Source organism: Aureimonas sp. AU12, from assembly GCF_001463705.1.
Classification (GTDB): domain Bacteria; phylum Pseudomonadota; class Alphaproteobacteria; order Rhizobiales; family Rhizobiaceae; genus Aureimonas.
The window spans coordinates 1-26604 of record NZ_BBWH01000039.1; the positions used below are offsets into that span (position 1 = coordinate 1).

Genomic DNA, 26604 nt, shown 5'->3' on the forward strand with positions numbered 1-26604 from the left:
GCCCGTCCCCGCCCCTTGTCGTTTCCGCCCCCCGCGCCGTGCCTCCCCCGTCCCGCTTGAAGCGGCCCGGTGTTGAGAGCCACAAGCCGCCCGATCGCCGCGACGACCCGCCGCCCGGGCCCGCGTGAGAGGATCCGCCCATGCCAGAACCGCTTCTCGTCATCCAGGATCTCGGCAAGAGCTTTGCCGGCATGACCGCGCTCGCCGGCGTCGATCTCAACCTACGCGCCGGCGAGATCCACGCGCTGCTCGGCGAGAACGGCGCCGGCAAGTCGACCCTGATCAAGACGCTCACCGGCATCTACCGCCGCGACGGCGGCACGATCCGCCTCGACGGGGCCGAGATCCATCCGACCGACAGCCGCGAGGCGCAGGCCCTCGGCATTGGCACCGTCTACCAGGAGGTCAACCTCCTGCCGAACCTCTCGGTCGCCGAGAATCTCTTCCTCGGCCGCCAGCCGATGCGTTTCGGCTTCACCGACGGGCGCACCATGCGCCGGCGCTCGCGCGAACTTCTCAAAAGCTACGGGCTCGACGTCGACCCCTCCGCCACGCTCGGCCAGCTCTCCGTCGCCGTGCAGCAGCTCATCGCCATCATTCGCGCCGTCGACGTCTCGGGCAAGGTGCTGATCCTCGACGAGCCCACCGCCAGCCTCGACGCCGCCGAGGTCGAGACGCTGTTCAAGGCCATGCGGCGCCTGCGCGACCAAGGCCTCGCCATCCTCTTCGTCACCCATTTCCTCGATCAGGTCTTCTCGGTCTGCGACCGTGCCACCGTGCTGCGCAACGGCCGTCTGGTGGGCGAGCGCGCCATCGCCGAGACCTCGCAGATGGAGATCGTGACGATGATGCTCGGCCGCGAGCTGACCGAGGCGGTGTCGCATCCGGTGCGGGCCACGGCCCCGGGCGGTCCGCCGCGCGTCGCCTTCCGCGGCTTCGGCCGCAAGCGCTCCGTCGAGCCCTTCGACCTCGAGATCCGCCCCGGCGAGGCCGTGGGCGTCGCCGGGCTTCTCGGCTCCGGGCGCACCGAGACCGCCCGCCTCGTCTTCGGCGCCGATCGCGCCGACTCGGGCGAGGCCCTCGTCGACGGCCAGGTCGTGCGCCTCGCCAACCCGCGCGCGGCCATCGCGGCCGGCTTCGGCTACTGCCCGGAGGAGCGCAAGGTCGAGGGCATCGTCGGCGATCTCTCGGTGCGCGAGAACATCATCCTCGCCCTCCAGGCCCGACGCGGCTGGACGAAGCCGCTGCCGATGCGCGAGCAGGTGCGCATCTCCGAGCGCTTCGTGAAGGCGCTGGACATCCGCACCACCGACATCGAGAAGCCGATCAAGCTCCTCTCCGGCGGCAACCAGCAGAAGGCGATCCTCGCCCGCTGGCTCGCCACCGAGCCGAAGTTCCTCATCCTCGACGAACCCACCCGCGGCATCGACGTCGGCGCCCATGCCGAGATCGTGCGCCTCATCGAGGCCCTCTGCGCCGACGGCATGGCGATGCTCGTCATCTCTTCCGAGCTCGAGGAGATCACCACCTATTCCCAGCGCGTGCGCGTCCTGCGCGATCGCCGCCATCTCGGCGACCTCGTCGGCGACGAGATCAATCCCGCCGCGATCATGCGAACGATCGCCGGCACCGACGCCCCGGCCCGCGCATGATCCTCTCCCGCCTCCGCTCCGCCCTGCCCCAGATCCTGGCGCTCGCCGTCGTCCTGACGGCGAACTGGCTGGTCTTTCCCTCCTTCTTCGATCTCGCGCTGCGCGGCGACCGGCTCTACGGGCCGCTCATCGACGTGCTCAACCGCGGCGCGCCGGTGATGCTGCTCGCCATCGGCATGACGCTCGTCATCGCCACGAAGGGCGTCGACCTCTCCGTCGGCGCCACGATGGCGATCTCGGGCGCGGTCGCAGCCTCGCTCACCGTCGCGGGATATCCGGTGCCGCTGGTGATCCTCGCCGCGCTCGGCGTCGGCCTCGTCTGCGGGCTCTGGAACGGCTTTCTCGTCGCCGTCCTCGACATCCAGCCGATCATCGCGACGCTCATCCTCATGGTGGCCGGGCGCGGCATCGCCCAACTCGTCACCTCCGGCACCATCGTCACCTTCAACGATCCCGTGCTCTTCTTCATCGGCGGCGGCTCGTTTCTCGGCCTGCCGATGCCCGTGGTCATCGCCTTCGCCGTCGCGCTCCTGGCGATCCTCCTCGTGCGGCGCACCGCTCTCGGCCTCCTCATCGAGGCCACCGGCATCAACCGCCGCGCCTCGGCGCTGGCCGGCATCGACGCCAAGGCGATGCTGTTCGCCGCCTACATGACCTCGGGCCTCTGCGCGTCGGTGGCCGGCGTCATCGCCGCCGCCGACATCCGCGGCGCCGACGCCAACAATGCCGGCCTCTGGCTGGAGCTCGACGCGATCCTCGCCGTGGTCATCGGCGGCACCTCGCTGATGGGCGGGCGCTTCTCGATCCTGCTTTCGCTCGTCGGCGCCCTCATCATCCAGGCGATGAACACCGGCATCCTCCTCTCGGGCTTTCCGCCGGAGATGAACCTCATCCTCAAGGCCGTGCTGATCGCCCTGATCCTCGTCCTCCAGTCGCCGGCCTTCGCCCGGGCCGCCGGCGCCTTCCGCTCCGCCGCCTCGCCGCCGCCGCCCGCCGCACGGCCCCGGACGATGTCCCCCACCTCCAGCCGCCCCACTCCCAGCCACGAGGTGCCCGGCCGATGAACGCCCGCTTCCTGCCGCTCGCCGTCACGGTCAGCGTCTTCGTCCTCGCCTTCGCCCTGTCCTCGATGCAGTTTCCGGCGATCCTCACCACCCGCGTCGCCGCCAACCTCCTCACCGACAACGCCTTTCTCGGCGTCATCGCCGTCGGCATGACCTTCGTGATCCTGTCGGGCGGCATCGACCTCTCGGTCGGCTCCGTCGTGGCCTTCACCGGCGTCTTCCTCGCCGTCACCATCCGCGACGGCTTCCATCCCTACCTGATGATCCCCGCGATCCTCGTCGTCACCGCGCTCTTCGGCGCCGGTATGGGCGCGATGATCCACTACCTCCAGACCCCGCCCTTCATCGTGACGCTCGCCGGCATGTTCCTCGCGCGGGGCGGCTGCTACCTCCTCACCACCGAATCCGTGCCGATCGATCATCCCGCCTTCGACGCCCTCAAGCAGCTCTACTGGGTGATCCCCTCGGGCGGGCGCCTCACCTTCGTCGCCATGGTGATGCTCGCCGTCTTCGCCCTCGGCATGATCATCGCCCACAAGACCCGCTTCGGCACCTACGTCTACGCGCTCGGCGGCGACCGGACCTCGGCCGAGCTGATGGGCGTGCCCGTCGCCCGCGTCACCGTCGGCATCTACGCCCTCTCCAGCCTGCTGGCCGGCGTCGCGGGCGTCGTCTTCGCCCTCTACACCTCGTCGGGCTATTCGCTCGCCACCGTCGGCGTCGAACTCGACGCCATCGCCGCGGTGGTCATCGGCGGCACCCTCCTCACCGGCGGCGTCGGCTTCGTCGCCGGCACCTTCGTCGGCGTCCTCATCTCCGGCCTCATCCAGACCTACATCGTCTTCGACGGAACCCTCTCCTCCTGGTGGACGAAGATCGCCATCGGCTTCCTCCTCTTCGCCTTCATCACCCTCCAGCGCGGCCTCACCCAACGCACCAGCCTGGCCGCCGCGGCCTGAGCCGGCGTGTCGCGGGTGGGATGGCGGGGCTGCCGCCCCGTGCCCCGCCCGAGGGCTGACACTCCCGGACCCCCGCTTCTTTTGAATCGATGATTTAGGAGGGCCGGCGGCCCTCCCAAATCATCGATGGAAGTGATGGGGTTCCAAGGGCCTCAGGCCCTTGGCAGGGGCGTGGGGGCAGCGCCCCCACATCTCACCGCTACTCGCCGGCCGAGAACGCCGCGAAGGCGGCCATGTTGACGATGTCGGTGTCCTTGGCGCCGAGGCCGACGATCTGGACGGGCTTGTCGAGGCCGACGAGAACGGGACCGATGACGGTGGTTCCGCCGAGTTCCTGCACCATGCGGGTGGAGATCGAGGCGGAGTGGAAGGCGGGCATGACGAGGACGTTGGCGGGTCCGGTGAGGCGGCAGAACGGATAGGCGGCCATCAGCTCGGGGTTGAGGGCGACGTCGGCGCCCATCTCGCCGTCGAATTCGAAGTCGACGCTGTTCTGGTTGAGGATACCGACGGCCTCGCGTACGCGCTCGGACCGCTCCGAGGGCGGATGTCCGAAGGTGGAATGGGCGAGGAAGGCGACGCGGGGCGTGTGGCCGAGCTTTTTGGCGAAGCGGGCGGCCTCGATGGCGATGCGGGCGAGTTGCTGGGCGCTCGGCATGTCGTGGACGGCGGTGTCGGCGACGAAGGTGGTGCGACCCTTGGCGATGACGATGGAAATGCCGATCACGGCGCGGCCGGGCTTGGGGTCGATGACGTGGCGTACGTCTTCCAGAACCACCGAGTAGTTGCGGGTGAGGCCCGAGACCATGGCGTCGGCATCGCCGAGCGCCACCATGGCGGCGGCGAAGTGGTTGCGGTCGGTGTTGATGAGGCGATGGCAGTCGCGCTGGAGGTAGCCCTCGCGCTGCAGGCGGGCGTAGAGATGCTCGGAATAGGCCTGCGTACGCGTCGAGAGCTTGGCGTTCTGGATCTCCATCCCGTCCTTCAGCTCGACGCCGGCAAAGCGGGCAGTCTCCTCGATGCGATCCTCGCGGCCGACGAGCACGGCACGGCCGAGCCCCTGCGCCACGTAGGAGGCGGCGGCGCGGATCACCTGCTCCTCTTCGCCTTCGGCGAAGACCACCTTGCGCGGGCTCTGGCGCAGCTTGGCGAAGATGTTCTGGAAGGTGCCGGCGGTGGGGTCGCGGCGCGAGGCCAGCTGGTTGCGATAGGCGTCCCAGTCGGCGATGTCCTTGCGTGCGACGCCCGATTCCATCGCGGCGCGGGCCACCGCCTCGGGAATGTGAGTGATGAGGCGCGGGTCGAAGGGCGCGGGGATGATGTAGTCGCGCCCGAATTTCGGCCGCCCCGCGCCCTTGTAGGCGGAGGCGACGGCATCGGGCACGTCCTCGCGCGCCAGCGCCGCGAGCGCGTTGGCGGCGGCGATCTTCATCGCGTCGTTGATCTGCGTGGCGCGCACGTCGAGCGCGCCACGGAAGATGTAAGGGAAGCCGAGGACGTTGTTGACCTGGTTCGGGTAGTCCGAACGCCCGGTCGCCACGATCGCGTCGTCGCGGATCGCATGGGCCTCCTCGGGAGTGATCTCCGGGTCGGGATTGGCCATGGCGAAGATGATCGGGTTCGGCGCCATCGCCTTCACCATCTCGGGCGTCAGCGCGCCCTTGGCGGAGACGCCGAAGAACACGTCGGCATCGACCAGCGCCTCGGTCAGGGTGCGGGCGGGCGTGTTGGCCGCGTGCGCGGACTTCCACTGGTTCATGCCCTCGGTGCGGCCCTGGTAGATGACGCCCTTGGTGTCGCAGAGGATGACGTTGTCGTGGGCGACGCCCATCGCCTTGACGAGCTCGACGCAGGCGATGCCCGCCGCGCCGGCGCCGTTGCAGACGAGCTTGATGTCCTTGATCTCGCGGCCGGTGAGGTGCGCGGCGTTGATGATGCCGGCGGCGGCGATGATCGCGGTGCCGTGCTGGTCGTCATGGAAGACGGGAATGTCCATCAGCTCGCGCAGGCGCTGCTCGATGATGAAGCATTCGGGGGCGCGGATGTCCTCGAGATTGATGCCGCCGAAGGACGGCCCGAGATAGCGCACCGCGGCGATGAATTCGTCGGGATCCTCGGTGTCGATCTCGAGATCGATGGAATCGACGTCGGCGAAGCGCTTGAACAGCACCGCCTTGCCTTCCATCACGGGCTTGGAGGCAAGCGCGCCGAGATTGCCGAGGCCGAGGATGGCCGTGCCGTTCGAGATCACGGCGACCATGTTGCCGCGCGTCGTGTAGTCGAACGCCTTGGACGGGTCGGCGGCGATGGCGTTGACCGGCACCGCGACGCCCGGCGAGTAGGCGAGGCTGAGATCGCGCTGCGTCGCCATCGGCTTGGTCGGCGTGATCTCCAGCTTGCCCGGCCGCCCCTCGGCGTGGAAGGCCAGCGCCTCCTCCGGCGTGGTGCGGATGCCGCTGCGTCGGTTCTCGTCGGCCATGAACTGCCCTCGCTCGGGACCGCGCGAACCCCGGCGGCCTTCCTTCGAGCCCCCTGTTTCGCCAGCCCCGCGCGCGGCGTCAACCGGCGTTCATGGTGCGGCGCGGCATGGACGGGCCGGGCCCGGCCCTACTCGGCGGGTGCGGGAGCGCCCGGGGAAGCGCCCGCAGGGGCACCGCCGAAGCGCGTGCGCAGGAAGCCGGCGAAGCGTTCGACGAAGACGAAGATGACGGGGGTGATGAAGAGGGTGAGCACCTGGCTGACGAGGAGGCCGCCGACCACGGCGACGCCGAGCGGCTGGCGCAGCTCGGACGACGCGCCGGAGCCCAGCGCGATCGGCAGCGCGCCGAGGAGCGCGCAGAAGGTGGTCATCATGATCGGGCGGAAGCGGCGCACGGCGGCCTCGCGGATCGCCCCTTCCGCATCGTGCGTGCCGTCGCGCCGCAGCTCCAGCGCCACGTCGATCATCATGATCGCGTTCTTCTTGACGATGCCGATGAGCATGAGAAGGCCGATCACGGCGATGATCGAGAGGTCGTAGCCGAAGAGCGCCAGCGAGGCGAGCGCGCCGAGCGCGGCCGAGGGCAGGCCCGAGAGGATCGTCAGCGGGTGCAGGAAGCTCTCGTAGAGAATGCCGAGCACGATGAAGATCGTGAGGATGGCCGCGCCGATGAGGAGGCCGAGATTGCCGGTGGCCTGCTGGAAGACCTGCGCGGTGCCGGCATAGGCCGTGAAGACCGTGGAGGGCAGGCCGATCTCGGCCTCGATCGCGGTGACGCGGGCGGTGGCGGTGCCGAGCGAGACGCCTTCGGGCAGGTTGAAGGAGAGGGTGACGGAGGTGAGCTGGCCCGTCTGGTTGACCGTGACCGGGCCGGCCGTGCGGGTGACGGTGGCAAAGCTCGCCAGCGGCACGAGGGTGCCACCGCCGGCCGGCACGCGGATCGCCTCCAGCGCCGCCTCGTCCCATTGGAAGCCCTCGTCATATTCGAGGATCACGTCGTAGCTGTTGCCGGTGGACTGGATCTGCGTCGCCGTGAGCGTGCCGAAGCCGGCTTCGAGCGCCGCGCGCAGCGCCGTCGCGGAGACGCCGAGCGCGTCGGCGCGCGGGCGATCCACCGTGATGCGGGCCTGAAGTCCGTCGTCCTGCAGGTCGGTCGCGACATCCGAGAAGGTAGCGCGGTCGGTGCGCAGCGCGCCTTCGAGCTTCGACGACCAGTCGCGCGCCGCGGCGGCATCGAGCGACTGCACCACGAGCTGATACTGGCTCTGCGAGGAGCGACCGCCGAAGCGCAGGCTCTGTACCGGCGTCGGGAAGCTCTTGAGCCCGGGGATCTCGGCGAGACTCCTGCGCAGCGAGGCGACCGTCCGGTCGAGCGGCGGGCGCGCGTCCTTGGGCTTCAGCTGCACGAACATGTTGCCAGCATTGGGGGCGGAGCCGCCGGGTCCGGCGCCGAGCGTCGAGGTGACGTGGAGGACGGCCGGGTCGGCCGAAACGAGCGCGGCGGCCTTGGCCTGCAGCGCCGACATGGCGTCGTAGGAAATGTCCTGCCGGGCCTGCGTCGAGATCGTCAGGAGGCCAGTGTCCTCCTGCGGAAAGAAGGAACGCGGCAGGTCGGCCATCAGCACGGCCGAGGCGGCGAAGGAGAGCACGAAGATCGCGAAGACGAAGCCCTTGCGGCGCAGGCACCAGTCCACCGCACGGCCGTAGCCCAAGGTGACGCGGTCGAAGCCGCGCGAGAACTGGAAGGCGACGCCGCGCGTCGCCGGCGCCGCATGCGGCAGGCGGGCGGCGAGCATCGGCGTCAGCGTCAGCGACACCACGGCCGAGGCGAGGATGGCGAGCGTCACCACCATGCCGAACTCGACGAGGACGCGGCCGACGACGCCGCCCATCAGCAGGATGGGCAGGAACACCGCGACGAGCGAGAGCGACATGGAGACGATGGTGCCCGACACCTCGCCCGCGCCCTTCAGCGCGGCCTCGAAGGGGCGCATCCCCTCCTCGGTGTGGCGAACGATGTTCTCCAGCATAACGATGGCATCGTCGACCACGAGGCCGACCGACAGCGTCAGGGCGAGAAGCGAGAGATTGTCGATGGAGTAGCCGAGCCCGTACATGGCCGCGAAGGTGGCCACCAGCGACAGGGGCACGGCGAGCGCGGGAATGAGCGTCACCGAGACGCGGCCGAGAAAGAGATAGATCACCAGCACGACGAGCGCGATCGTCAGCATCAGCGTGAACTGCACGTCCTCGACGGCTGCCCGGATCGAGGTGGAAGCGTCGTTCGTCGGCTGGATGTGCATGGAGGCCGGCAGGCTGGCCTCGATCTCCGGCAGCTTGGCCTTGATCGCATCGACGACCTCGACCGTGTTGGCGCCGGGCTGGCGCTGCACGGCGAGCACTATGGCGGGCCGGCCGTCGAGCCAGGAGCCCTGGCGCAGGTTGTCGACGCTGTCGACGACGTCGGCGACGTCTTCGAGATGCACGGACTGGCCGTTCGAGCGGGCGATGACGAGAGTGCGGAATTCGGCGGCGCTGGTGCGCTGCGTCGGGGCATCGACGGTCAGCGTCTGCGTCGCGGTCTGGATCGTGCCGACCGGGGTCTGGTCGTTCGAGGACTTCAGCGCCGAGGCGACATCGGCCATCGACAGCGAGCGCCCTTCGAGCTTGGCGGGATCGACCTTGACGCGCACCGCATAGGTCTTGGCGCCGTAGACCTGCGCCTGCGCCACGCCCGAGACGGTGGAGAGCGCCGGCGAGACGACGTTCTCGGCGATGTCGTCGATCTTCGTCAGCGGCGCCCCGTCGGAGACGAGGGCGAGCAGCAGCACCGGCGCATCGGCGGGGTTGGCCTTGCGGTAGGAGGGCGGCGTCGTGAGATTGTCGGGCAGCTGGCGCGTGGCCCGCGCGATGGCGGCCTGCACGTCGGCGGCGGCGGCATCGATGTCGCGCGAGAGGTCGAACTGCAGCGTGATGCTGGTGTTGCCGAGCGAGGAGCGCGCCGAGATCGTGTCGATGCCGGCGATGGTCTCGAACTGCTTGATGAGGGGCGTCGCCACCGCGCTCGCCATCGTGTCGGGCGAGGCGCCGGCCAGCTGCGCCGAGACGTTGACGGTGGGATAGTCGGCCTGCGGCAGGCTGGCGACCGGCAGCAGGCGATAGGCGGCGATCCCGCCGAGCATCACGGCGAGCGAGAGCAGCAGCGTCGCGACGGGGCGGCGGATGAAGAGGGTGGAAATGCTCACGTCGCATCCCCTCCGCGCGAGGCCGTGGCCGGCAGCGGCTTGGCGGCGTCCGGCGCGCCCGATGCCGGTGCCGTGCCGGTGTCGCCGCCCGGAGCCGGCGTGGCCTCGGAAGGCCGCGCAGCATCGTCGGGCTTGACGCTGACGGCGGCGCCTTGCGACAGGGCGCCCTGCCCCTCGACGACGACCCGCTCGCCCGCCGCCAGCCCGGCCGAGAGGCCCGCCCGGTCGCCGACCCGCAGGGCGACCTCGACGGGGCGGATCTCGACCGTATCGTCAGGCTTGACGACCGTCACGACCGACCCGTCGTCGCGTGGCTCGACGGCGACGCCGGGCACGATCACCAGCCCGTCGCGGGTTCCCGCCCGCGCCTCCACCGAGATCGACTGGCCCGGCACGAAGGCGCGGGCCTCGTTGGGCAGGAGCGCGCGCAGGCGGATCGTGCCGGAATTCTGGTCGACGGCATTGTCGATGAAGACCACCGGCCCCTCGCCCGCCATCGCCCGCGCGCCGGCCGGCATCGCCTTGGCCGTCAGCGTCCCGGCTTCGAGCGCCCCGTGCAGGAGGTCGAGATCGCTTTCGGGCAGCGAGAATTCGGCATAGACGGGCGTGTCCTGCGTCAGCGTCACGATGGCGGTGCCCGGCGTCACCAGAGCGCCGACCGAGAGCGCGATGGCGCCGAGCCGACCGTCGAAGGGCGCGCGGATCTCGGTCTTGGCCAGCGCCACCTTGTCGGCCTCCAGCGTGGCGCGGTCGACATTGAGGCTGGCGGTGGCGCTGCGCACGGCGGTCGTGGCGTCGTCGCCGGCCTGCTGCGTGTTGGCGCCGGACTGGACGAGCCGCTGGATACGGTTGAGCGAGGCGTTGGCGGCATCGAGCGTCGACTGATCGCGGGCGATCGCCGCCTCGTCCTTATCCACCAGCGCGCGCGCCGCCCGGTCGTCGAGGCGCACGAGAAGATCGCCGCGCCTCACGCGCGCGCCGTCGCGCTCCTCGATCTCGGTGACGATGCCGGTGGTCTCGGTGCTGAGAACGGTGGAGGCGACCGGGCGCACCCAGCCCACCGTCGTCCGCAGAATCGGCAGCGAGCCGCCTTGCGCAGTCGCGACGCTGACGGCGACGGGGCCGCCCGATCCGCGCCGCGCAGGTCCGCCGCCGCCGTGCCCCGTCCCGGCCGGCTCGGCCGACGTCAGCCAAGCTGCGAGAGGCGCAGGCGCATAAGGCGCGATCCGCTCGCGCTCGTACCAGCCGCCGGCAATGACGAGGCAGAGGACGAGAACAATCCATCGACGCATGCCGGCCGTCCCCACGGCAGACCGACCCGATGTCCGACACGCCGCTTCCACCGTTCTACGCCACGGGGCAACGCCTTCAATGCGAAGGCTCCCTTAAATTCCCGCAATGCAACGCAGACGGGCTATTCGGCAGCCTCCGCGCGCACCGGCACGTAGTTGAGGATCGGCCCGAGCCAGCGCTCGACTTCGCCGACCGGCATCCGCTTGCGGGCGGAGTAGTCCTCGACCTGATCGCGTTCGACCTTGGCGACGCCGAAGTAATAGCTGTCGGGATGAGCGAGATAGAGCCCGGAGACCGACGAGCCCGGCCACATGGCAAAGCTTTCGGTCAGCTTGACGCCGGTCTCGCCTTCAGCATCCAGAAGCTCGAACAGCGTCGCCTTCTCGGTGTGGTCGGGCTGGGCGGGATAGCCCGGCGCCGGGCGGATGCCGCGATAGGGCTCGCCCACGAGGTCTTCGGGCGCGAAGGCCTCGTCGCCCGCATAGCCCCAGAACTCTCGCCGCACCTTTTCGTGCATGGCTTCCGCGAACGCCTCGGCGAAGCGGTCGGCCAGCGCCTTCACGAGGATCGCCGAATAGTCGTCGTTGGCCTTGGCGAAGCGGTTGGAGATGTCCTCCTCCTCGATGCCGGCCGTCACCACGAAGCCGCCGACATAGTCGCCCTTGCCCGACGACACCGGCGCCACGAAGTCGGCGAGCGCGACGTTCGGCCGGTCGCCGCGCTTGGCGATCTGCTGGCGCAGCGTGAAGAGCGTCGCGCGCTCGCTGGCCCGCGTCTCGTCGGTGAAGAGGCGGATGTCGTCGCCCACCGCGTTGGCCGGCCAGAAGCCGATCACGGCGCGCGGCCGGAACCACTTCTCCTCCACGATCTGCGCCAGCATGACCTGCGCGTCCTCGAAGAGCTGGCGCGCGGCGGCGCCCTGGCGTTCGTCGTCGAGGATCGCGGGATAGCGGCCCTTCAGCTCCCAGGTCTGGAAGAAGGGCGTCCAGTCGATATAGCGCGCGAGGTCGGCGAGATCCCAGTCGTCGAAGGTGCGCGTGCCCAGGAAGCTCGGGCGCGGCGGCTGGTAGGCGGCCCAGTCGATCCTGACGGCATTCTCCCGCGCCCGCGCGATCGGAAAGCGCTGCTTCTCGGCCTCCGAGCGCGCGTGGTTGGCCGCCACCTTCTCGTACTCGGCGCGGATGCCCTCGACATAGCCGTCGTGCTGCTCGGGCGAGAGCAGGCTGGAGACGACGCCGACGGCGCGCGAGGCGTCGGTGACGTAGACCGTCTGGCCCTTCGAATAGCGCGGGTCGATCTTCACCGCCGTGTGGACGCGGCTCGTCGTCGCCCCGCCGATGAGGAGCGGGATCTTGAAGCCCTCGCGCTCCATCTCGCTGGCCACGTGCACCATCTCGTCGAGCGAGGGCGTGATGAGGCCGGAAAGGCCGATCACGTCGACCTTCTCGTCCCGCGCCGTCTGCAGGATCTTGGCGGCCGGAACCATGACGCCGAGATCGATCACCTCGTAATTGTTGCAGGCGAGCACGACGCCGACGATGTTCTTGCCGATGTCGTGGACATCGCCCTTCACCGTCGCCATCAGGATCTTGCCGGCGTTGCGACGCTCCTCGGCGCCGCCCGCCGCGATGCGCTGGCGCTTCTCCTCCTCCATGAAGGGCAGGAGATGGGCCACCGCCTGCTTCATCACGCGGGCCGACTTCACCACCTGCGGCAGGAACATCTTGCCGGCGCCGAAGAGGTCGCCGACGACGTTCATGCCGGCCATCAGCGGGCCTTCGATGACGTGGAGCGGGCGGACGGCCTCGAGCCGCGCCTCCTCCGTATCGGCATCGATATACTCGGTGATGCCGTTGACGAGCGCGTGGGCGAGACGATCGGCCACCGGCTTCTCGCGCCAGGAGAGGTCCTTGGCCTGCGCCTCGCGGCCCGCCGTGCCCTTGTAGCGCTGGGCGATGTCGAGCAGGCGCTCGGTGGCGGTTCCCTCCCCCTTCGGCACCCGGTTGAGGACGACGTCCTCGCAGGCCTCGCGCAGCTCGGGGTCGATCGTGTCGTAGACCGCGAGCTGGCCGGCATTGACGATGCCCATGTCCATGCCGACCTGGATCGCATGGTAGAGGAACACCGCGTGCATGGCTTCGCGCACCGGCTCGTTGCCGCGGAACGAGAAGGAGAGGTTGGAGATGCCGCCCGAGATATGGGCGTGGGGAAGCGTGTCGCGGATCGTCTTCGTCGCCTCGATGAAGGCGACGCCGTAGCCGTCATGCTCCTCGATGCCGGTGGCCACGGCAAAGACGTTGGGGTCGAAGATGATGTCCTCGGGCGCGAAGCCCGCTTCCTTCGTGAGCAGTTCGTAGGCGCGCGTGCAGATCTGCACCTTGCGCTCATACGTGTCGGCCTGCCCGGCCTCGTCGAAGGCCATGACGACGACGGCCGCGCCATAGGCGCGCACCAGCCGGGCGTAATGCAGGAAAGCCTCTTCGCCCTCCTTCATCGAGATCGAGTTGACGATCGGCTTGCCCTGCACGCATTGCAGCCCGGCCTCGATCACCTCCCACTTGGAACTGTCGATCATCACGGGCACGCGGGCGATGTCGGGCTCGGCGGCGACGAGGTTGAGAAACTCGACCATCGCGGCCTTCGAGTCGATCAGGCCCTCGTCCATGTTGATGTCGATGACCTGCGCGCCCGCCGCCACCTGGTCGCGCGCGACATCGAGCGCCGCCGCATAGTCTCCGGCGGTGATCAGTTTGCGGAATTTCGCCGAGCCGGTAACGTTGGTGCGCTCGCCGACATTCACGAAGGGAATGTCCTTCGTCAGCGCGAAGGGCTCGAGGCCCGACAGGCGCATGACCGGCGCGGCCTTCGAGAAGCGACGGGGCGCGAGCCCCTCCACCGCGTCCGCGATGGCGCGGATATGCTCGGGCGTCGAGCCGCAGCAGCCGCCCACCACGTTGAGGAGACCCTCCTCGGCAAAGCCCCGGATCTGCCGGGCCATCGCCTCCGGGCTCTCGTCGTACTGGCCGAACTCGTTGGGCAGGCCGGCATTGGGATAGGCGCAGACAAACGTATCGGCGACGCCCGAGATCTCGGCGAGATGCGGGCGCATGGCCTCGGCGCCGAGCGCGCAGTTCAGGCCGATCGTGAACGGCTTGGCATGGCGCACCGAGTTCCAGAAGGCGGTCGGCGTCTGGCCCGAGAGCGTGCGGCCCGACAGGTCGGTGATCGTGCCGGAGATCATCACCGGCAGGGTGACGCCGGCCTCGCGGAACACCTCCTCGGTGGCGAAGATCGCCGCCTTGGCGTTCAGCGTGTCGAAGATCGTCTCGATGAGGATGATGTCGGAGCCGCCGTCGAGAAGACCGCGCACCTGCTCGCCATAGGCGATGCGCAATTCGTCGAAGGTCACGGCTCGGTAGCCGGGATTGTTGACGTCCGGCGACATCGAGGCGGTGCGGTTGGTCGGGCCGATGGCGCCGGCGACGAAGCGGCGACGCCCGTCCGCCGCCTCGGCGCGGATGGCGGCGCGGCGCGCCACGGCCGCGCCCTCGCGGTTCAGCTCGTAGACCACCGCCTGCATCTCGTAGTCGGCCTGCGCGATCGTCGTGCCGGAGAAGGTGTTGGTCTCCAGAATGTCGGCGCCGGCCATCGCGTAGGCGAAGTGGATGTCCTCGATGGCTTTGGGCTGCGTCAGGACGAGGAGGTCGTTGTTGCCCTGGAGGTGGCATTCGCAGGCGCCGAACCGGTCGCCGCGGAAATGCTCCTCGCCGAAACCCAGGCCCTGGATCTGCGTGCCCATCGCCCCGTCGAGGATGAGGATGCGCTCGCTGGTCGCCTTGCGCAGCGCCGTCCAGACATCGTCGCGCTGTCCGGCGGCGGAGGCGAACAGGCGGTCGCTGACGAGACTCATGGAAACCCTCGGGAAGATTGGGGGGGCGCGCCGCCGGCTCTAGCGCCGGCCGCACGCCCCATCATATAAGGAGATCCTTATATCATTCCGCAAGCCTTGGCGAGGCGGGCGTCAGGCCGGCTCGCGCGCCGCCGACTGCGCTTCCACGAGGGCATCCAGAAACCGCGCGACGCCGTTCTCCTCGTTCGTGGCGCCCGTCAGGGTGGCATGCCGGCGCACCTCGTCCGGCGCCTGCCCCATCGCCACCGACAGGCCAGCGCGCAGGAACATCGGCACGTCGTTCGGCATGTCGCCGAGGACGGCGACCTCAGCCATGGGCACCCCCATCGCCTCGGCGAGGAAGGCGACGCCATCGCCCTTGTTGGCCGACCTGGCGGTAACGTCGAGGAAGTAGACCTGCGAGCGCACCACGGTGGCGTCGGCGCCGATCTCGGCAGCAACCTCGCCTTCCAGCCGGCGCATCAGCGGATGGTCGTCGGAGACGCCGGAAATCTTGTCGGCAGCCGCCAGCCACGGCCCGAAATCCTCGACCCGTGTCGGCGCGAGGCCGGAAGCCAGGCGCTCTCGCGCGCCGTGCGGCGAGGCGTCGGCATCCTCGCGCGCCAGCCATTTCCCGGCGGCGAAGAGCCAGACCGTGACGCCGGCTGCATCCAGCATCTCCACCGCCCGCCGCGCCTCACGCTCGGGAATGCGGTGCGAGGCGATCACCGACCCGTCGCGGCGCGACAGCGCGCCGCCGTTGAAGGCGCCGATCGGCTCGTCGGTGATCTCGATCCGGCCGGCGAGATCGACGAGCCCGCTCGGTGGGCGGGCGGAGATCACCGTGAAGGCGATGCCCGCCGCCCTCGCCCGGCGGATCGCCGCTACCGTCTCGTCGGCGAGCGACTTGTCGTTGCGCACCAGCGTTCCGTCGATGTCGGATACGACGAGGCGGATGCGCGCGGCGCTCTCGGGAAGAACCGTCACTGCGGGATCTCGACATGGCCGCCGAAGCCGAAGCGCATGGCCGAGAGCAGCTTGTCGCCGAACGTGTTGTCGGAGCGCGAGCGATAGCGGGCGTAGAGCGCCGCCGAGAGGACGTGGGCCGGCACCGCCTCCTCCATCGCCGCGTCGATCGTCCAGCGCCCCTCGCCGCTGTCGGCGACCTGACCGGAGAAGCGCTTGAGATCGTGGTCGGAGGCCAGCGCGTCGGCCGTGAGATCGAGCAGCCACGACGAGACCACCGAGCCCCGACGCCAGACCTCGGCGATATCGGGCAGGTTGAGCTGGTAGCGCTCGCCCTCCGGCAGGTGCGGCGCGTTCTTCGAGTTGAGGATGTCGAAGCCCTCGGCATAGGCCTGCATCAGGCCGTATTCGATGCCGTTGTGGACCATCTTGACGAAATGGCCGGCACCGGCCGGGCCGGCATGGATATAGCCACGCTCGGCGCGATCGTCGGGCGCGTCGCGCCCGTGGGTGCGGGCGATGTCGCCATAGCCGGGCGCAAGCGCCGCGAAGATCGGGTCGAGATCGCGCACCGTCTGCTCGGGGCCGCCGATCATCATGCAGTAGCCGCGCTCGAGCCCCCAGACGCCGCCGGACGTGCCGACATCCACGTAAGCGATGCCCTTGGGCTCCAGGTCCTTCGCCCGGCGGATGTCATCCTTGTAGAAGGAGTTGCCGCCGTCGATGATCACGTCGTCCTTGGCGCAGACGCCGGCGAGATCGCGGATCGTCGCCTCGGTCGGCTCGCCCGCCGGCAGCATGACCCAGAAGACCTTGCGGCCGGAAAACTTCGAGGCGAGCTCACCGAGCGAGGCGGCGGGCACGGCGCCCTCGCCCGCCAGCGCCGTGACGGCGTCAGCCGAGCGGTCGTAGACGAGGCACTCGTGGTCGTTCTTCATCAGGCGGCGGGCGATGTTGCCGCCCATCCGGCCGAGGCCGATGATTGCGATCTGCATGAAACGTCTCTTCGATGGTGGGAAACGGGAGGCCGGCCGCCGCCTCCCGTCGGCCGCCGGCAGTGTCGGGATGGAAGACTTCAGGCGCGGCGGGCCGCGATCTGCTGCTTGGCGGCCTCGGCGATATGATCGGGGGTGAAACCGTATTTCGTCTGCAGCTTGGCGAGCGGCGCGGAGGCGCCGAAGGTCGACATGGTGATCTTGGCGCCCTTGGCCCCGGTGTAGCGATCCCAGCCGAGCGAACCCGCCTGCTCCACGGCAACACGCGCCATGATCTCCGGCGGCAGCACGCTGTCCCGGTAGGCGTCCTCCTGTTTCTCGAACAGCTCCCACGAGGGCAGCGAGACGACGCGCGACCTGACGCCTTCCGCTGTGAGTTTCTCGTGCGCGGCGAGGCAGAGCGAGACTTCGGAACCCGTGCCGATGAGAATCACCTCCGGCGTCTCGTCCGGCGATCCCGCCAGCACGTAGCCGCCCTTCCGCAGGCCATCGGCTCCCGCATATTTCGTGCGGTCGATCGTCGGCAGGTTCTGGCGCGAGAAGACGAGGCAGGTCGGCTCGTGTGTCTGCGAGATCGCGACCTTCCAGGCTTCCACCGTCTCGTTGGCGTCGCAGGGGCGGATCGTGTTGAGGCCGGGGATGGCGCGGAGCGAGGCCAGGTGCTCGATCGGCTGGTGCGTCGGGCCGTCCTCGCCGACGCCGATCGAATCATGGGTGAAGACGAAGATCGTCGGCACTTCCATGATCGCGGCGAGGCGAATGGTCGGGCGCATGTAGTCGGAGAAGACGAGGAAGGTGGCGGTGAAGGAGCGCAGGTACGACAGCGCCATGCCGTTGGCGACCGCGCCCATCCCGTGCTCGCGAATGCCGAAATGCAGGTTGCGCCCGCCATAGGACCCCGCTTCGAAGGAGCCGGCGCCCTCGAACGTCAGCTTCGTCTTCGTCGAGGGGGCCAGATCCGCCGAACCGCCGATGAGAAAGGGGACCTTCTCGGCGATGGCGTTCAGCACCTTGCCGCCGGCATCGCGCGAGGCGACGCCCTTGGCGTCCGCCTCGAAGCTCGGCAAATCAGCGTCCCAGCCCTTCGGCAGCTTGCCCTGCCGCATCAGGTCGATCTCGTCGGCGAGATCGGGATGCGCCTTGCGATACGAGGCGAAGTTGCGCTCCCACTCTTCGCGCAGTGGCCGGCCGCGCCCCGCGACCGCCGCCTGGAAGGCCTGCGTCACGCTTTCGGGAACGCGGAAGCTCTCGCTTTCCGGCCAGCCGTAGGAGCGCTTGGCGGCCTTCACGTCCTCGGCGTCGAAGGCCTCGCCATGGGCCGCCGCCGTGCCCTGCTGCTTCGGCAGGCCGTAGCCGATGATGCTGTCGACGACGATCAACGTCGGCCGGTCGTCGGTCTCGCGGAACTCGGCGATCGCCTTCGCGATCGCCTCGGCGTCGTTGGCATCCGCGACGTGGAGCGTCTTCCAGCCGTAGCCGCGGAAGCGCTCGGCGACGTCCTCGGAGAAGGCGAGCTCGGTGTTGCCCTCGATCGAGACGTGGTTGTTGTCGTAGATCCAGCAGAGGTTGGACAGCTTGAGGTGCCCGGCGAGCGAAGCCGCCTCGCTGGCGACGCCCTCCATCAGGTCGCCGTCGCCGCAGAGCACGTAGACGTCGTGGTCGAAGACCGTCGCCTCCGGCCGGTTGTAGTGCGCGGCGAGATAGCGCTCGGCGATGGCCATGCCGACCGAGTTGCCGCAGCCTTGGCCGAGCGGCCCGGTGGTGGTCTCGACGCCGGTGGTCATCCGGTATTCGGGGTGGCCGGGGGTCTTGGAGCCCAGCTGACGGAACTGCTCGATGTCCTCCAGCGACACCGCCGGCTTGCCGGTCTTAGCGCCGTCGGCGTCGATTTCCTTGACGCCCGCCAGATGCAGCAGCGCATAGAGCAGCATGGAGCCGTGGCCGACCGAGAGCACGAAGCGGTCGCGATTCGGCCAGTCCGGCTGATCGGGATCGGTGCGCAGGAAGCGCGACCAGAGCGTATGGCCGACCACGGCAAGACCCAGCGGCGCGCCGACATGGCCAGAATGGGCCTTGAGCACGGCATCCATCGCCAGCGTGCGGATCGTGTCGACGGCCAGCTGACCGGAAGCATCGCCGGCCTCGCCGGTGTCGTGGGGGGAAACGGATTTGACCGCGCTCATCGGATCGTCCTCTTCGCGTCTCGTCGGGCCCGGCCTTGCGGGGATCGAAAGGAAAGGGCCGGCCGCACTGGTTCGGCGCGGGCGCTTCCCCGTCCGGGATGATCGCGGCGCCGAACTGACTGGCTCCTATGGTGGAGCGCGGCTTCGTCATGTCGATGGGGCAGCCCCGCCGAAATATTAAGGCTTGCCGCCTTTACCCGCTGTCGCATATGGAAACATGAATTAAGAAGTCATGATTTGACGAGCGCGGTGCGCGGCCCCATCGACATGGGGAAGGCCTCGGCCTTCCAGCCGCATCCCTGGCCCCGCTCGGCTGTGGAAGGTTCGCCATGAAGGCACTGTCATTCCGGGGTCCCATGGCGGACCGCATGATCCGCGGCCGTCGAGGCATCCTCGCGGTCGCCGCCGCGATCCTGCTTGCCTCAGGCGCGATCGCGTCCGCGCAGGAGGCAGGCTTCGGAGCGCCGGCCACCGTCGCGCCCGTGGCCCCGGCCCCTGTCGCGCAGCCCGCTGTGCCCTCCGCCTCGGAGGCGCCTGCCGCACCGCCGGCCTCAAACCCCTCTTCTGCGGCCGCGCCGGCGATGGCCCCATCGTCCCCCGCCCTCGTCGGCGCACCGCAGGAGACCGCGCCCGCCGCCGCCCCGTCGCTCGAAGTCACGAGCCCCATCGAGGCCGGCGAGGTCCCCGCCGCTGACGAAGCGCCCGCCGCCACGGGCGCGTTGCCGCACGACCTGTCGCCTTGGGGCATGTTCCTCGCCGCCGACTACGTCGTGAAGGCGGTGATGCTGGGCCTCGCCTTCGCCTCGCTGGTGACGTGGACGATCTGGCTCGCCAAGGTGCTGGAACTGGCCGCCGCCAAGCGCCGGGCGCTGGCAGGTGTCAAGCGTCTCGGCTCGACCGCCGGCCTGCCGGCGCCGGACGGGCTGGACGCCGCCGGCTGGCGGCGCGGTCCGGTGGCCGCGCTCGTGCGGGCCGCCGTGGAGGAACGGGCGAAATCGGCCGACCTGCCGGCCGACGGCGTGAAGGAGCGCGCGGCCGCCGCGCTGCACCGGATCGAGGCGCGCGCCGGACGCAGGATGACACGCGGCACCGGCCTTCTCGCCACGATCGGCTCGACGGCACCCTTCGTCGGCCTGTTCGGGACGGTCTGGGGCATCATGAACTCGTTCATCGGCATCAGCCAGGCCAACACGACCAACCTCGCCGTGGTTGCCCCCGGCATCGCCGAGGCGCTGCTCGCCACCGCCATCGGCCTCGTCGCGGCCATCCCCGCGGTCATCATCTACAACGTATTCGCCCGCGCCATCGCCGGCTACAAGGCGGTGCTCTCGGACGCCTCGGCCGGCGTCCTCCAGCACCTGTCGCGCGATCTCGACCGGGCGAAGTTCGCGGCGCGCCCGGCGGGCGGGCGTCCCTCGCTGCAGGCGGCGGAGTAATCCCGTGGGGGTCAGTCTCAAGTCCGGCGACGACGACGACACCGGCGAAGTCGCCGACATCAACGTCACGCCCTTCATCGACGTCGTGCTGGTGCTGCTCATCATCTTCATGGTGGCGGCCCCCCTCTCCACCGTCGACGTGCCGGTGGACCTGCCGGTCTCGAACGCGCGCCCGCAGGAACGCCCGGACGAGCCGCTCTATCTGACCGTGCAGGACGACCTCAACCTCGTGATCGGCGAGGAGCCGGTGTCGAAGGAAACGCTGCGTGCCGTTCTCGACGCTCGCACCGGGGCCAACCGCGAGGAGCGCATCTTCCTGCGCGCCGACGGGGCCGTCGCCTATGGCGACCTGATGGAAGTCATGAACGCGCTGCGCGATGCCGGCTATCTGAAGATCGCGCTCGTCGGCCTCGAGAACGCCGCGCCCGGGAGCGCACCCGCCGCCGCGCCTTCGTCCGCCGCTCCCGCCGGATCGCCGCCGCAGCCATGAGCACCGCCAACCCGCAGGATTGGGAGAAGCCCGGCGGCTGGCTGGGCGGAATGCGCTGGGGCGTCGCGGCGCTGGCCGTGTTGACCGCACATGCGGCCGCCGCCTGGTTCTTCGTGCAGATGCCGCCCGTCGCCGCGCCGCCGCAGGGCGTGCCGGAGGCGCCGATCTTCATCGACCTCGCGCCCCCCGCCGAAGCCGCGCCGGCCGCGCCCGCCGTCGAGACGCCGCCAACCGAGGCCGAGCCGGTGCCGGAGGCCGTGCCACCAGAGCCGGTGCCGCCCGAGCCCACGCCGGAGCCGCAACCCGAGCCCGAGCCGCAGGTGACGCCGCCGCCCGAACCGCTTCCGCCCGAACCGCCCCCACCAGAGCCAGTACCGGAGCCCGTTCCGCCGCCGCCCGAGCCCCTGCCGCCCGAACCGGTGGTACCCGAGCCGTTGCCGCCCGAACCGGTCGTGCCAGAGCCCGTGGTACCCGAGCCGCCACCCGAGGTGCCGCCGCCGGAGCTGCCGTTGACCGAGCAGCCTGCGGAGGCCGTCATCAACGCGCCGGTTCCGCGCGCCCGTCCGGCCCCGCCGCCGGAGCCGCAGGTAACCGAGCGTCGTCGGCCGCCGGAGCAACGGGAGACACCGGTTCGGCGCGAGGTCAGGCCGCGCGTCGAGCGCAAGGCCGCGCCGCCGCCCTCTCGCGCTTCAACCGCGAGCGCCGCCGCAAATGCCTCACAAGGTGCCAAGCCGAGGGTTTCGGCCAACGACGAGCAACGTTGGCGTGCGCAGCTCAACGCTCGCGTACGCCGGTTCACGCGGTCGATCCGCGGTTCGGGGACGGCCACGGTGGCATTCCGGGTCACCGCCAGCGGGGCGGCGACGGGCATCCGGCTGGTCTCCTCGTCGGGGAATGCGATGGTCGATCAGGCCGCCCTGTCGGTCGTCCAGCGGGCCAGCCCGTTTCCGCCCAACCCGAGCGGAGAAGCGACGAACGTGACGATCCCCATCCGCTACAAGTGATCGGAGCGCTTGGGGATCGGGCGGGCTCGTCCCCGCGCTCTCTGCCGGTCCGCCGTTCCTACCTGATCTCAGCCTACGCGAAACGTGCGTCGGCCTCGTCGAGACGCCCTCGGATCTGCGTCACCTCCAGCGTCTCGTCCGGGGTGCAATTGGCGTAGGTCAGCTTTTCGCCCGCCTTCACCGGCCGTGTCACCCGCGCCTGCTCGGCCAGACCCAGCGGCAGTCCACGCGCGGCGCGCGCCTCGGTCCAGGTCATCGCGAAGCCGCGATACTGGGTCTCGCCAATGCGCCCGAGCGTCTCGCCTGCCGCCAGATCGCGCTTGGCCACCGCGATGCATTCGGCCACCGGCCGCTCCAGCGGCTCCATGTGCGGCGTGCCCTTCATCACCGCGTGAAGCGCCGAGAGCGGCACCTCGATCGAGGTCAGGTGGAAGGGCCGATAGAGCGCGAAGCAGGGGCCGGGTCCGACTTTCAGATCGGCGATGCGCTCAAGCACGCGCGGATGGCGCGGCTTGACGATGCAGAAGACGCCGGGTGCGACGCCCCGCCCGATCGAATAGTCGACGCAGCCGGGCTTCGACAGGATGCCGCCGTCCTCTCGCGTGCAGAGAACCTGCGCCAGATCCTCGGACGTGGCATTCGGCCCGTGCATGCCGGGAACGTCGGGCACGAGGCCGGTAGCATTGGCGATGGCGGTCATCTCCACCATCGTCTTCGAGCCGTCGACGAACTCGACGAGCATGCGCGCGTTCATCTGGCGCCGCGCCGCCTCCTCCTCGTAGTCGGCAGGCACGGCGTTGAAGTCGAGCGGGTTGTTCTTGCCCTTGCCGGCCGCCACGATGTCGAGTCCGAGCGACTGGGCGAGGCCGATGAGTTCGAGCGTCGCATGCGGCTCGTCGCCCGCCGCACCCGTGTAGACGACCCCGGCGCGTTTGGCCTCGGCCGCGAGATAGCGCCCGATCGTGATGTCGGCCTCGACGTTCAGCATCACCACGTGCTTGCCGTTGCGAAACGCGTCGAGCGCGATGCGGGTGCCCGCGCTCGGGCTGCCCGTGGCGTCGATCACGACGTCGATCCGCCCCGCGGCGCAGAAGGTGCGGAAGTCCTCGACCAGCGCCACGCGCCCCGCCTCGATCGCGGCGTCGACCGCAGCCGGCGTCCCGGCGCGCGCCACGTCCGCCGCGTCGTAGCCGGCAAAGGCGAGCGTCTGCGTCGCCTTGTCGGGCTTCGAGGTCGACACCGCGCCGAGCCGCACGCCCGGCATCAGCAGAAGCTGCACCATGAGATCGGTGCCCATCTGGCCCGCGCCCGCCAGCCCGACGGTGACGGGACCGTTGCGCTCTGCATAGGCCAGGAGTTCGGCGGCGAGCCCGACCTTCGCGATGCTGTTCATGTGCCTGACGCCTTCCCGATCCCGATGCCCTTGGCGACGCCGGAGACCGACGCCATGAGGGCTTTGGCGGCAGGGATAGTGGGTCTTGGGCGAGGGGATCAACAGCCAAGGCGCAAACTCTGCCGAAGAAAACCGGTCCACCTGCGACGCGGACCGCCCATCGAACCGTTTGAAAAGCCTCCCTCCCCGCCTATGCTCTCGTCTTCGACCCCTTCTTCCTTCGATTCCCGGCCGGTTCGCCATGCGCATGCTTCTCGTCGAGGACAATGAAGGCCTCGGCGACGCCGTGAACCGGCATCTGCGCAATGCCGGCCATTCCGTCGAATGGGTGCGGTCAGGCGAGGACGCGCTGGAGGCCTGCGCCCATGAGCGCTTCGACGCCGTCATCCTCGATTTGACGCTGCCCGGCCGCGACGGGCTGTCGGTGATCGCCGAGTTGCGGCGCGCCCGCTCGGCCGTGCCGGTGCTGGTGGTCACCGCGCGCTCGGAGATCGACGACAAGATCAGCCTCCTGGATCTCGGCGCCGACGACTATCTGGTGAAGCCGTTCGACCTGCGAGAGCTCGAGGCCCGTCTGCGCGCGCTGCTGCGCCGTCCCGCCGGGCAGACCACGAGCGTCGGCGTCTTCGGTAATGTCGCCGTCGATCTCGCCGGCCATGCGGTGACGGTGGCGGGCCGCTCGGTGGATCTCGGCCGCCGCGAGTTCCGGCTGCTTGAGATCCTCCTCTCGCGGCCCGGCGCCGTCGTGCAGAAGGAGCAGCTGATGGCGCAGCTCTTCTCCTTCGACGAAATGGTTTCGACCAACGCGCTCGAACTCTACGTCTCGCGCCTGCGCCGCAAGCTGGAGGGCTCTTCCGTCGAGATCGGCACCGTGCGCGGCGCCGGCTATGTCGCGCGGGTCCGCGATGCCGGCTAGGGCGGTGTCGATCCGCCGGCGCATCCTCGTCGCCGCGACGGGGCTGCTCCTCCTCGCCGCGCTCGCGCTCGTCGCCTTCATCGGCGACTATGCCGCCCGCGCCTCGGACCGCGCCTTCGACCGCCTGCTCGCGGCCTCCGCGCTCACCATCGCCGGCGCCGTGCAGCTTGAAGAGGGCACGGTGACGGTGGAGCTGCCGCTCGCGTCCTTCGCCATGTTCTCGGGGCAGGACCGGATCTTCTATTCGGTGAAGGCCCCCTCTGGCGCGGAGGTCACAGGCTACGGCGACCTCGCGGGCGCCCTGCCGCCGGCCGCCGACGACGACGCCGTCTTCGCCGATCTCGCCTATCGCGGCGAGCCGGTGCGGGTCGCCAGCGTCGGGCGCCTCGTTTCCACCGCCGACGGCACGGGCTGGGTGACGATCCGCGTCGCCGAGACGCGCGGCGAGCGCGACGCCCTGGCGCGCGAGATCTTCGGCAACGCCATCGTGCCCGTCCTGGCGATGACGGCGCTGGCGCTGGGGCTGCTCTGGTTCGGCATCGGCCGCGTCTTCGCCCCGCTCCTGTCGCTGGAGCGGCATCTGCGCTCACGCTCGCCAGACAATCTGGCGCCGGTCGACCTGCCGGCGCCGCTGGAGGTGGCCCAGCTCGTCGGCGCGCTCAACGGCTTCATGGCGCGCCTCGCGACGGCACGCGAGCGGCTGGAATCGCTCGTTGCCGAGGCGGCGCACGAGGTCCGCACCCCCCTCGCTTCGCTGCGGGCGCAGGCCGAGGTGGCGCGCGGCGAGCGCGACGTGGCGGCGCTCCGCCGACAGGTCGAGCGGATCCACGACGGCGCGGTGCAGGCGAGCCAGCTGGTGACGCAGCTCCTGATGGACGCGACGATCTCGCACCGGCTGGAGACGAGGGCGGCGAGCGCCCCGACCTCGCTCGCCGCCGCGCTGAGGGAGGTCGTTCAGCGCCTCGACCCCGATCTCGCCGACCGCGTGACGCTGCAAGCCGACCCGGCGGCGGCGGACCTGCGGCTCGACGCCGACCGCGTGGTCCTTCGCGAGATGCTGCGCAATCTCGTCGACAATGCCCTGCGCTACAGCGACGGCCCCGTCGATCTCGACGTGGCGACGACGCCGGGCGGCCTCGTCGAAATCCGCGTCGGCGACCGAGGCCCGGGCATCAGCGACGCCGAGAGGCCGCTCGTCTTCGAGCGCTTCCGGCGCGGCGCGGCGTCGGCCGGTATCGCCGGCTCCGGCCTCGGCCTGCCGATCGTGGCGCGCGTCGTGGCGGCGCAGGGCGGCACGATCGCGCTGGAAGACCGGCCGGGCGGCGGGCTGACGGTTCGCCTGCGCCTGCCCCTGTCGGCCGAGCCGGCGGAGCGGCGGGCGCGTCCGATGGCGGCAGCGCTCGGGATCTTGGCCGTGGTGCTGGCAGGCGCCATTTCGCCGCCGACGCCCGCCCACGCGGCCGAAACCTTCTATCCCGCGCCGGACGGCACCCCCCGTGAGGTGCTGCACATCGCCGGCACCACCGACACGCCGCTCTTCGCCCCGCTCGCACAAGGCTTCCAGCGCACACGTCCGGACGTCGCGATCGCCTACGAGGAGGGCGACACGCTGCCGATCTTCGAGCGCTTCGTCGCCGGGGGATCGCCGGTTCCCGACATCCTGATGAGTTCGGCCGCCGACCTGCAGGTCAAGCTCGTCAACGACGGCCACGCGCGCCGCTACGCCTCGCCTGCCGTGGCGGCGATCCCGCCCTGGGCGACCTGGCGTTCCGAGGTTTTCGGCTTCTCCTTCGAGCCGGCCGTGATCGTCTACAACACGGCGAGCCTTGCCGAGAGCGAGGTGCCGCGCACTCACCTGGAACTCGCCGAACTGCTCGAGCGCGAGGCGTCGCGCTTTCGCGGCCGGGTCGCCACCTACGACGTCGCGCGCAGCGGCGTCGGCTATCTCCTGGCCGCGCAGGACCAGGCGATCTCGTCCTATTTCTGGCGTCTCGCCAGCGCCTTCGGGCGCACCGACGTGCGCCTCAGCGGATCGAGCCCGGCCATTCTCGACGGCCTCGCCACCGGCGAATTCGCCATCGGCTACAACATCCTGGGATCCTACGCCTTCGCCCGCCAGCAGGCCGGCGCGCCGATCGGCATCGTGGTGCCCGACGACTACGTGCTCGTGCTCACCCGCTCCATGCTCATTCCACAGGGCGCGCCGCGCCCGGATCTTGCCGAAGCGTTCCTCGACTTCACGCTCTCGCCGGCCGGACAGTCGATCCTCGCTGGCGCCGCCGCGCTCGGATCGGTGGTGCCGGGCTCGGCCGGTCGCTGGACGAGCGAGAGCATCGCGGCGCTCGGTCGCGGCGCGGTGCAGCCGATCGCGCTCAGCCCCTCGCTGCTCGTCGGCCTCGACCGGCAGCGCCGCGCCCGCTTCCTCGACACCTGGCACGAGATCGTCTCGCCCCGCGTGCCCGACCCGCCGGGAGCCGACGCACCGCCCGTTCGCCCGTGACAGGTTTTTGACAGGTCCGCCGCGCTAGGGTCGCGCCCGACGGCCGGGAGGCTTGGCGAGCAGTCATGGAACGAGGGCAATGCGGCTTTCACCCGAAGGGGTTGGGGCCGCTCCGGTGCGGAAAGGTCTGGAGGGATCGT

Annotated in this window: 16 protein-coding genes; 8 read left to right on the top strand and 8 right to left on the bottom strand. The window is 70.1% G+C overall.

Features of this window, described 5'->3' with window-relative positions:
* The first annotated feature begins 140 nt into the window (after window positions 1–140).
* The 3 genes from AUL33_RS15320 to yjfF are packed head-to-tail and all read left to right on the top strand — an operon-like array spanning window position 141 to window position 3675.
* Complete coding sequence (locus AUL33_RS15320) at window positions 141–1652, top strand: sugar ABC transporter ATP-binding protein (protein ID WP_062209971.1); 1512 nt, start codon at window positions 141–143, stop codon at window positions 1650–1652.
* Window positions 1649–2716: an ABC transporter permease gene (locus AUL33_RS15325; protein WP_082652633.1), complete on the top strand. Its 1068-nt coding sequence runs from the start codon at window positions 1649–1651 to the stop codon at window positions 2714–2716. Before AUL33_RS15320 ends, AUL33_RS15325 begins: the two co-directional genes overlap by 4 nt.
* Window positions 2713–3675, top strand: coding sequence for a galactofuranose ABC transporter, permease protein YjfF (yjfF, locus tag AUL33_RS15330; protein WP_062209973.1), 963 nt, complete (start codon window positions 2713–2715; stop codon window positions 3673–3675). Before AUL33_RS15325 ends, yjfF begins: the two co-directional genes overlap by 4 nt.
* Before the next feature lie 199 nt (window positions 3676–3874).
* Here the strand turns inward: yjfF and AUL33_RS15335 are convergent, their stop codons facing one another.
* From AUL33_RS15335 to tkt, 7 genes are all read right to left on the bottom strand, one after another.
* Window positions 3875–6154 carry an NADP-dependent malic enzyme gene (locus AUL33_RS15335; protein ID WP_062209976.1) on the bottom strand — a complete coding sequence of 760 codons (2280 nt, stop codon included), beginning with the start codon at window positions 6152–6154 and terminating at the stop codon, window positions 3875–3877.
* Between the two features lie 128 nt (window positions 6155–6282).
* A complete protein-coding gene (locus AUL33_RS15340; protein WP_062209980.1) occupies window positions 6283–9399 on the bottom strand; it encodes an efflux RND transporter permease subunit in 3117 nt (1038 codons plus the stop codon).
* Complete coding sequence (locus tag AUL33_RS15345; protein WP_082652641.1) at window positions 9396–10691, bottom strand: efflux RND transporter periplasmic adaptor subunit; 1296 nt, start codon at window positions 10689–10691, stop codon at window positions 9396–9398. The genes AUL33_RS15340 and AUL33_RS15345 overlap by 4 nt, the downstream gene beginning before the upstream one ends.
* Before the next feature lie 122 nt (window positions 10692–10813).
* On the bottom strand, window positions 10814–14602 hold the full coding sequence (gene metH, locus AUL33_RS15350) for a methionine synthase (RefSeq protein ID WP_062209986.1): 3789 nt from the start codon (window positions 14600–14602) through the stop codon (window positions 10814–10816).
* 111 nt (window positions 14603–14713) lie between these two features.
* The gene (locus AUL33_RS15355) at window positions 14714–15568 is read right to left on the bottom strand and encodes a Cof-type HAD-IIB family hydrolase (protein WP_202815308.1); all 855 of its coding nucleotides are present in this window, start codon (window positions 15566–15568) and stop codon (window positions 14714–14716) included.
* Entirely contained in the window at window positions 15565–16542 is a 978-nt protein-coding gene (gene gnd, locus AUL33_RS15360) for a phosphogluconate dehydrogenase (NAD(+)-dependent, decarboxylating) (RefSeq protein ID WP_062209989.1), read from the bottom strand. Before gnd ends, AUL33_RS15355 begins: the two co-directional genes overlap by 4 nt.
* Before the next feature lie 80 nt (window positions 16543–16622).
* Window positions 16623–18725 (bottom strand): transketolase, encoded by a 2103-nt coding sequence (tkt, locus tag AUL33_RS15365; protein WP_062209992.1) that lies wholly within the window; start codon window positions 18723–18725, stop codon window positions 16623–16625.
* A gap of 581 nt (window positions 18726–19306) precedes the next feature.
* Between tkt and exbB the strand changes: the two genes are divergently transcribed.
* From exbB to AUL33_RS15380, 3 genes are read left to right on the top strand one after another with little or no spacing between them, the layout of a single operon-like run.
* Window positions 19307–20161 (top strand): tonB-system energizer ExbB, encoded by an 855-nt coding sequence (gene exbB, locus AUL33_RS15370; protein ID WP_374754442.1) that lies wholly within the window; start codon window positions 19307–19309, stop codon window positions 20159–20161.
* A 4-nt stretch (window positions 20162–20165) separates the two neighbouring features.
* Window positions 20166–20651 carry a TonB system transport protein ExbD gene (gene exbD / locus AUL33_RS15375; protein ID WP_062209997.1) on the top strand — a complete coding sequence of 162 codons (486 nt, stop codon included), beginning with the start codon at window positions 20166–20168 and terminating at the stop codon, window positions 20649–20651.
* Window positions 20648–21655, top strand: a complete 1008-nt coding sequence (locus AUL33_RS15380; protein ID WP_062210000.1) for an energy transducer TonB — start codon at window positions 20648–20650, stop codon at window positions 21653–21655. Before exbD ends, AUL33_RS15380 begins: the two co-directional genes overlap by 4 nt.
* A gap of 73 nt (window positions 21656–21728) precedes the next feature.
* On the opposite strand, the gene AUL33_RS15385 is transcribed toward AUL33_RS15380, so the two are convergent.
* Window positions 21729–23048: an NAD(P)H-dependent oxidoreductase gene (locus AUL33_RS15385; RefSeq protein WP_062210003.1), complete on the bottom strand. Its 1320-nt coding sequence runs from the start codon at window positions 23046–23048 to the stop codon at window positions 21729–21731.
* Between the two features lie 241 nt (window positions 23049–23289).
* On the opposite strand from AUL33_RS15385, the gene AUL33_RS15390 reads away from it, so the two are divergent.
* Together AUL33_RS15390 and AUL33_RS15395 are read left to right on the top strand one after the other, a co-directional pair.
* Complete coding sequence (locus tag AUL33_RS15390) at window positions 23290–23964, top strand: response regulator transcription factor (protein ID WP_062210006.1); 675 nt, start codon at window positions 23290–23292, stop codon at window positions 23962–23964.
* Entirely contained in the window at window positions 23954–26464 is a 2511-nt protein-coding gene (locus tag AUL33_RS15395; RefSeq protein WP_062210121.1) for an extracellular solute-binding protein, read from the top strand. The genes AUL33_RS15390 and AUL33_RS15395 overlap by 11 nt, the downstream gene beginning before the upstream one ends.
* The last annotated feature ends 140 nt before the right edge of the window (window positions 26465–26604 follow it).

Coding starts and splice junctions, on each gene's coding strand:
- AUL33_RS15320 (WP_062209971.1), top strand. CDS start 141: ATGCCAGAACCGCTTCTCGTCATCCAGGATCTCGGCAAGAGCTTTGCC.
- AUL33_RS15325 (WP_082652633.1), top strand. CDS start 1,649: ATGATCCTCTCCCGCCTCCGCTCCGCCCTGCCCCAGATCCTGGCGCTC.
- yjfF (WP_062209973.1), top strand. CDS start 2,713: ATGAACGCCCGCTTCCTGCCGCTCGCCGTCACGGTCAGCGTCTTCGTC.
- AUL33_RS15335 (WP_062209976.1), bottom strand. CDS start 6,154: ATGGCCGACGAGAACCGACGCAGCGGCATCCGCACCACGCCGGAGGAG.
- AUL33_RS15345 (WP_082652641.1), bottom strand. CDS start 10,691: ATGCGTCGATGGATTGTTCTCGTCCTCTGCCTCGTCATTGCCGGCGGC.
- metH (WP_062209986.1), bottom strand. CDS start 14,602: ATGAGTCTCGTCAGCGACCGCCTGTTCGCCTCCGCCGCCGGACAGCGC.
- gnd (WP_062209989.1), bottom strand. CDS start 16,542: ATGCAGATCGCAATCATCGGCCTCGGCCGGATGGGCGGCAACATCGCC.
- tkt (WP_062209992.1), bottom strand. CDS start 18,725: ATGAGCGCGGTCAAATCCGTTTCCCCCCACGACACCGGCGAGGCCGGC.
- exbB (WP_374754442.1), top strand. CDS start 19,307: ATGGCCCCATCGTCCCCCGCCCTCGTCGGCGCACCGCAGGAGACCGCG.
- AUL33_RS15380 (WP_062210000.1), top strand. CDS start 20,648: ATGAGCACCGCCAACCCGCAGGATTGGGAGAAGCCCGGCGGCTGGCTG.
- AUL33_RS15385 (WP_062210003.1), bottom strand. CDS start 23,048: ATGAACAGCATCGCGAAGGTCGGGCTCGCCGCCGAACTCCTGGCCTAT.
- AUL33_RS15390 (WP_062210006.1), top strand. CDS start 23,290: ATGCGCATGCTTCTCGTCGAGGACAATGAAGGCCTCGGCGACGCCGTG.
- AUL33_RS15395 (WP_062210121.1), top strand. CDS start 23,954: ATGCCGGCTAGGGCGGTGTCGATCCGCCGGCGCATCCTCGTCGCCGCG.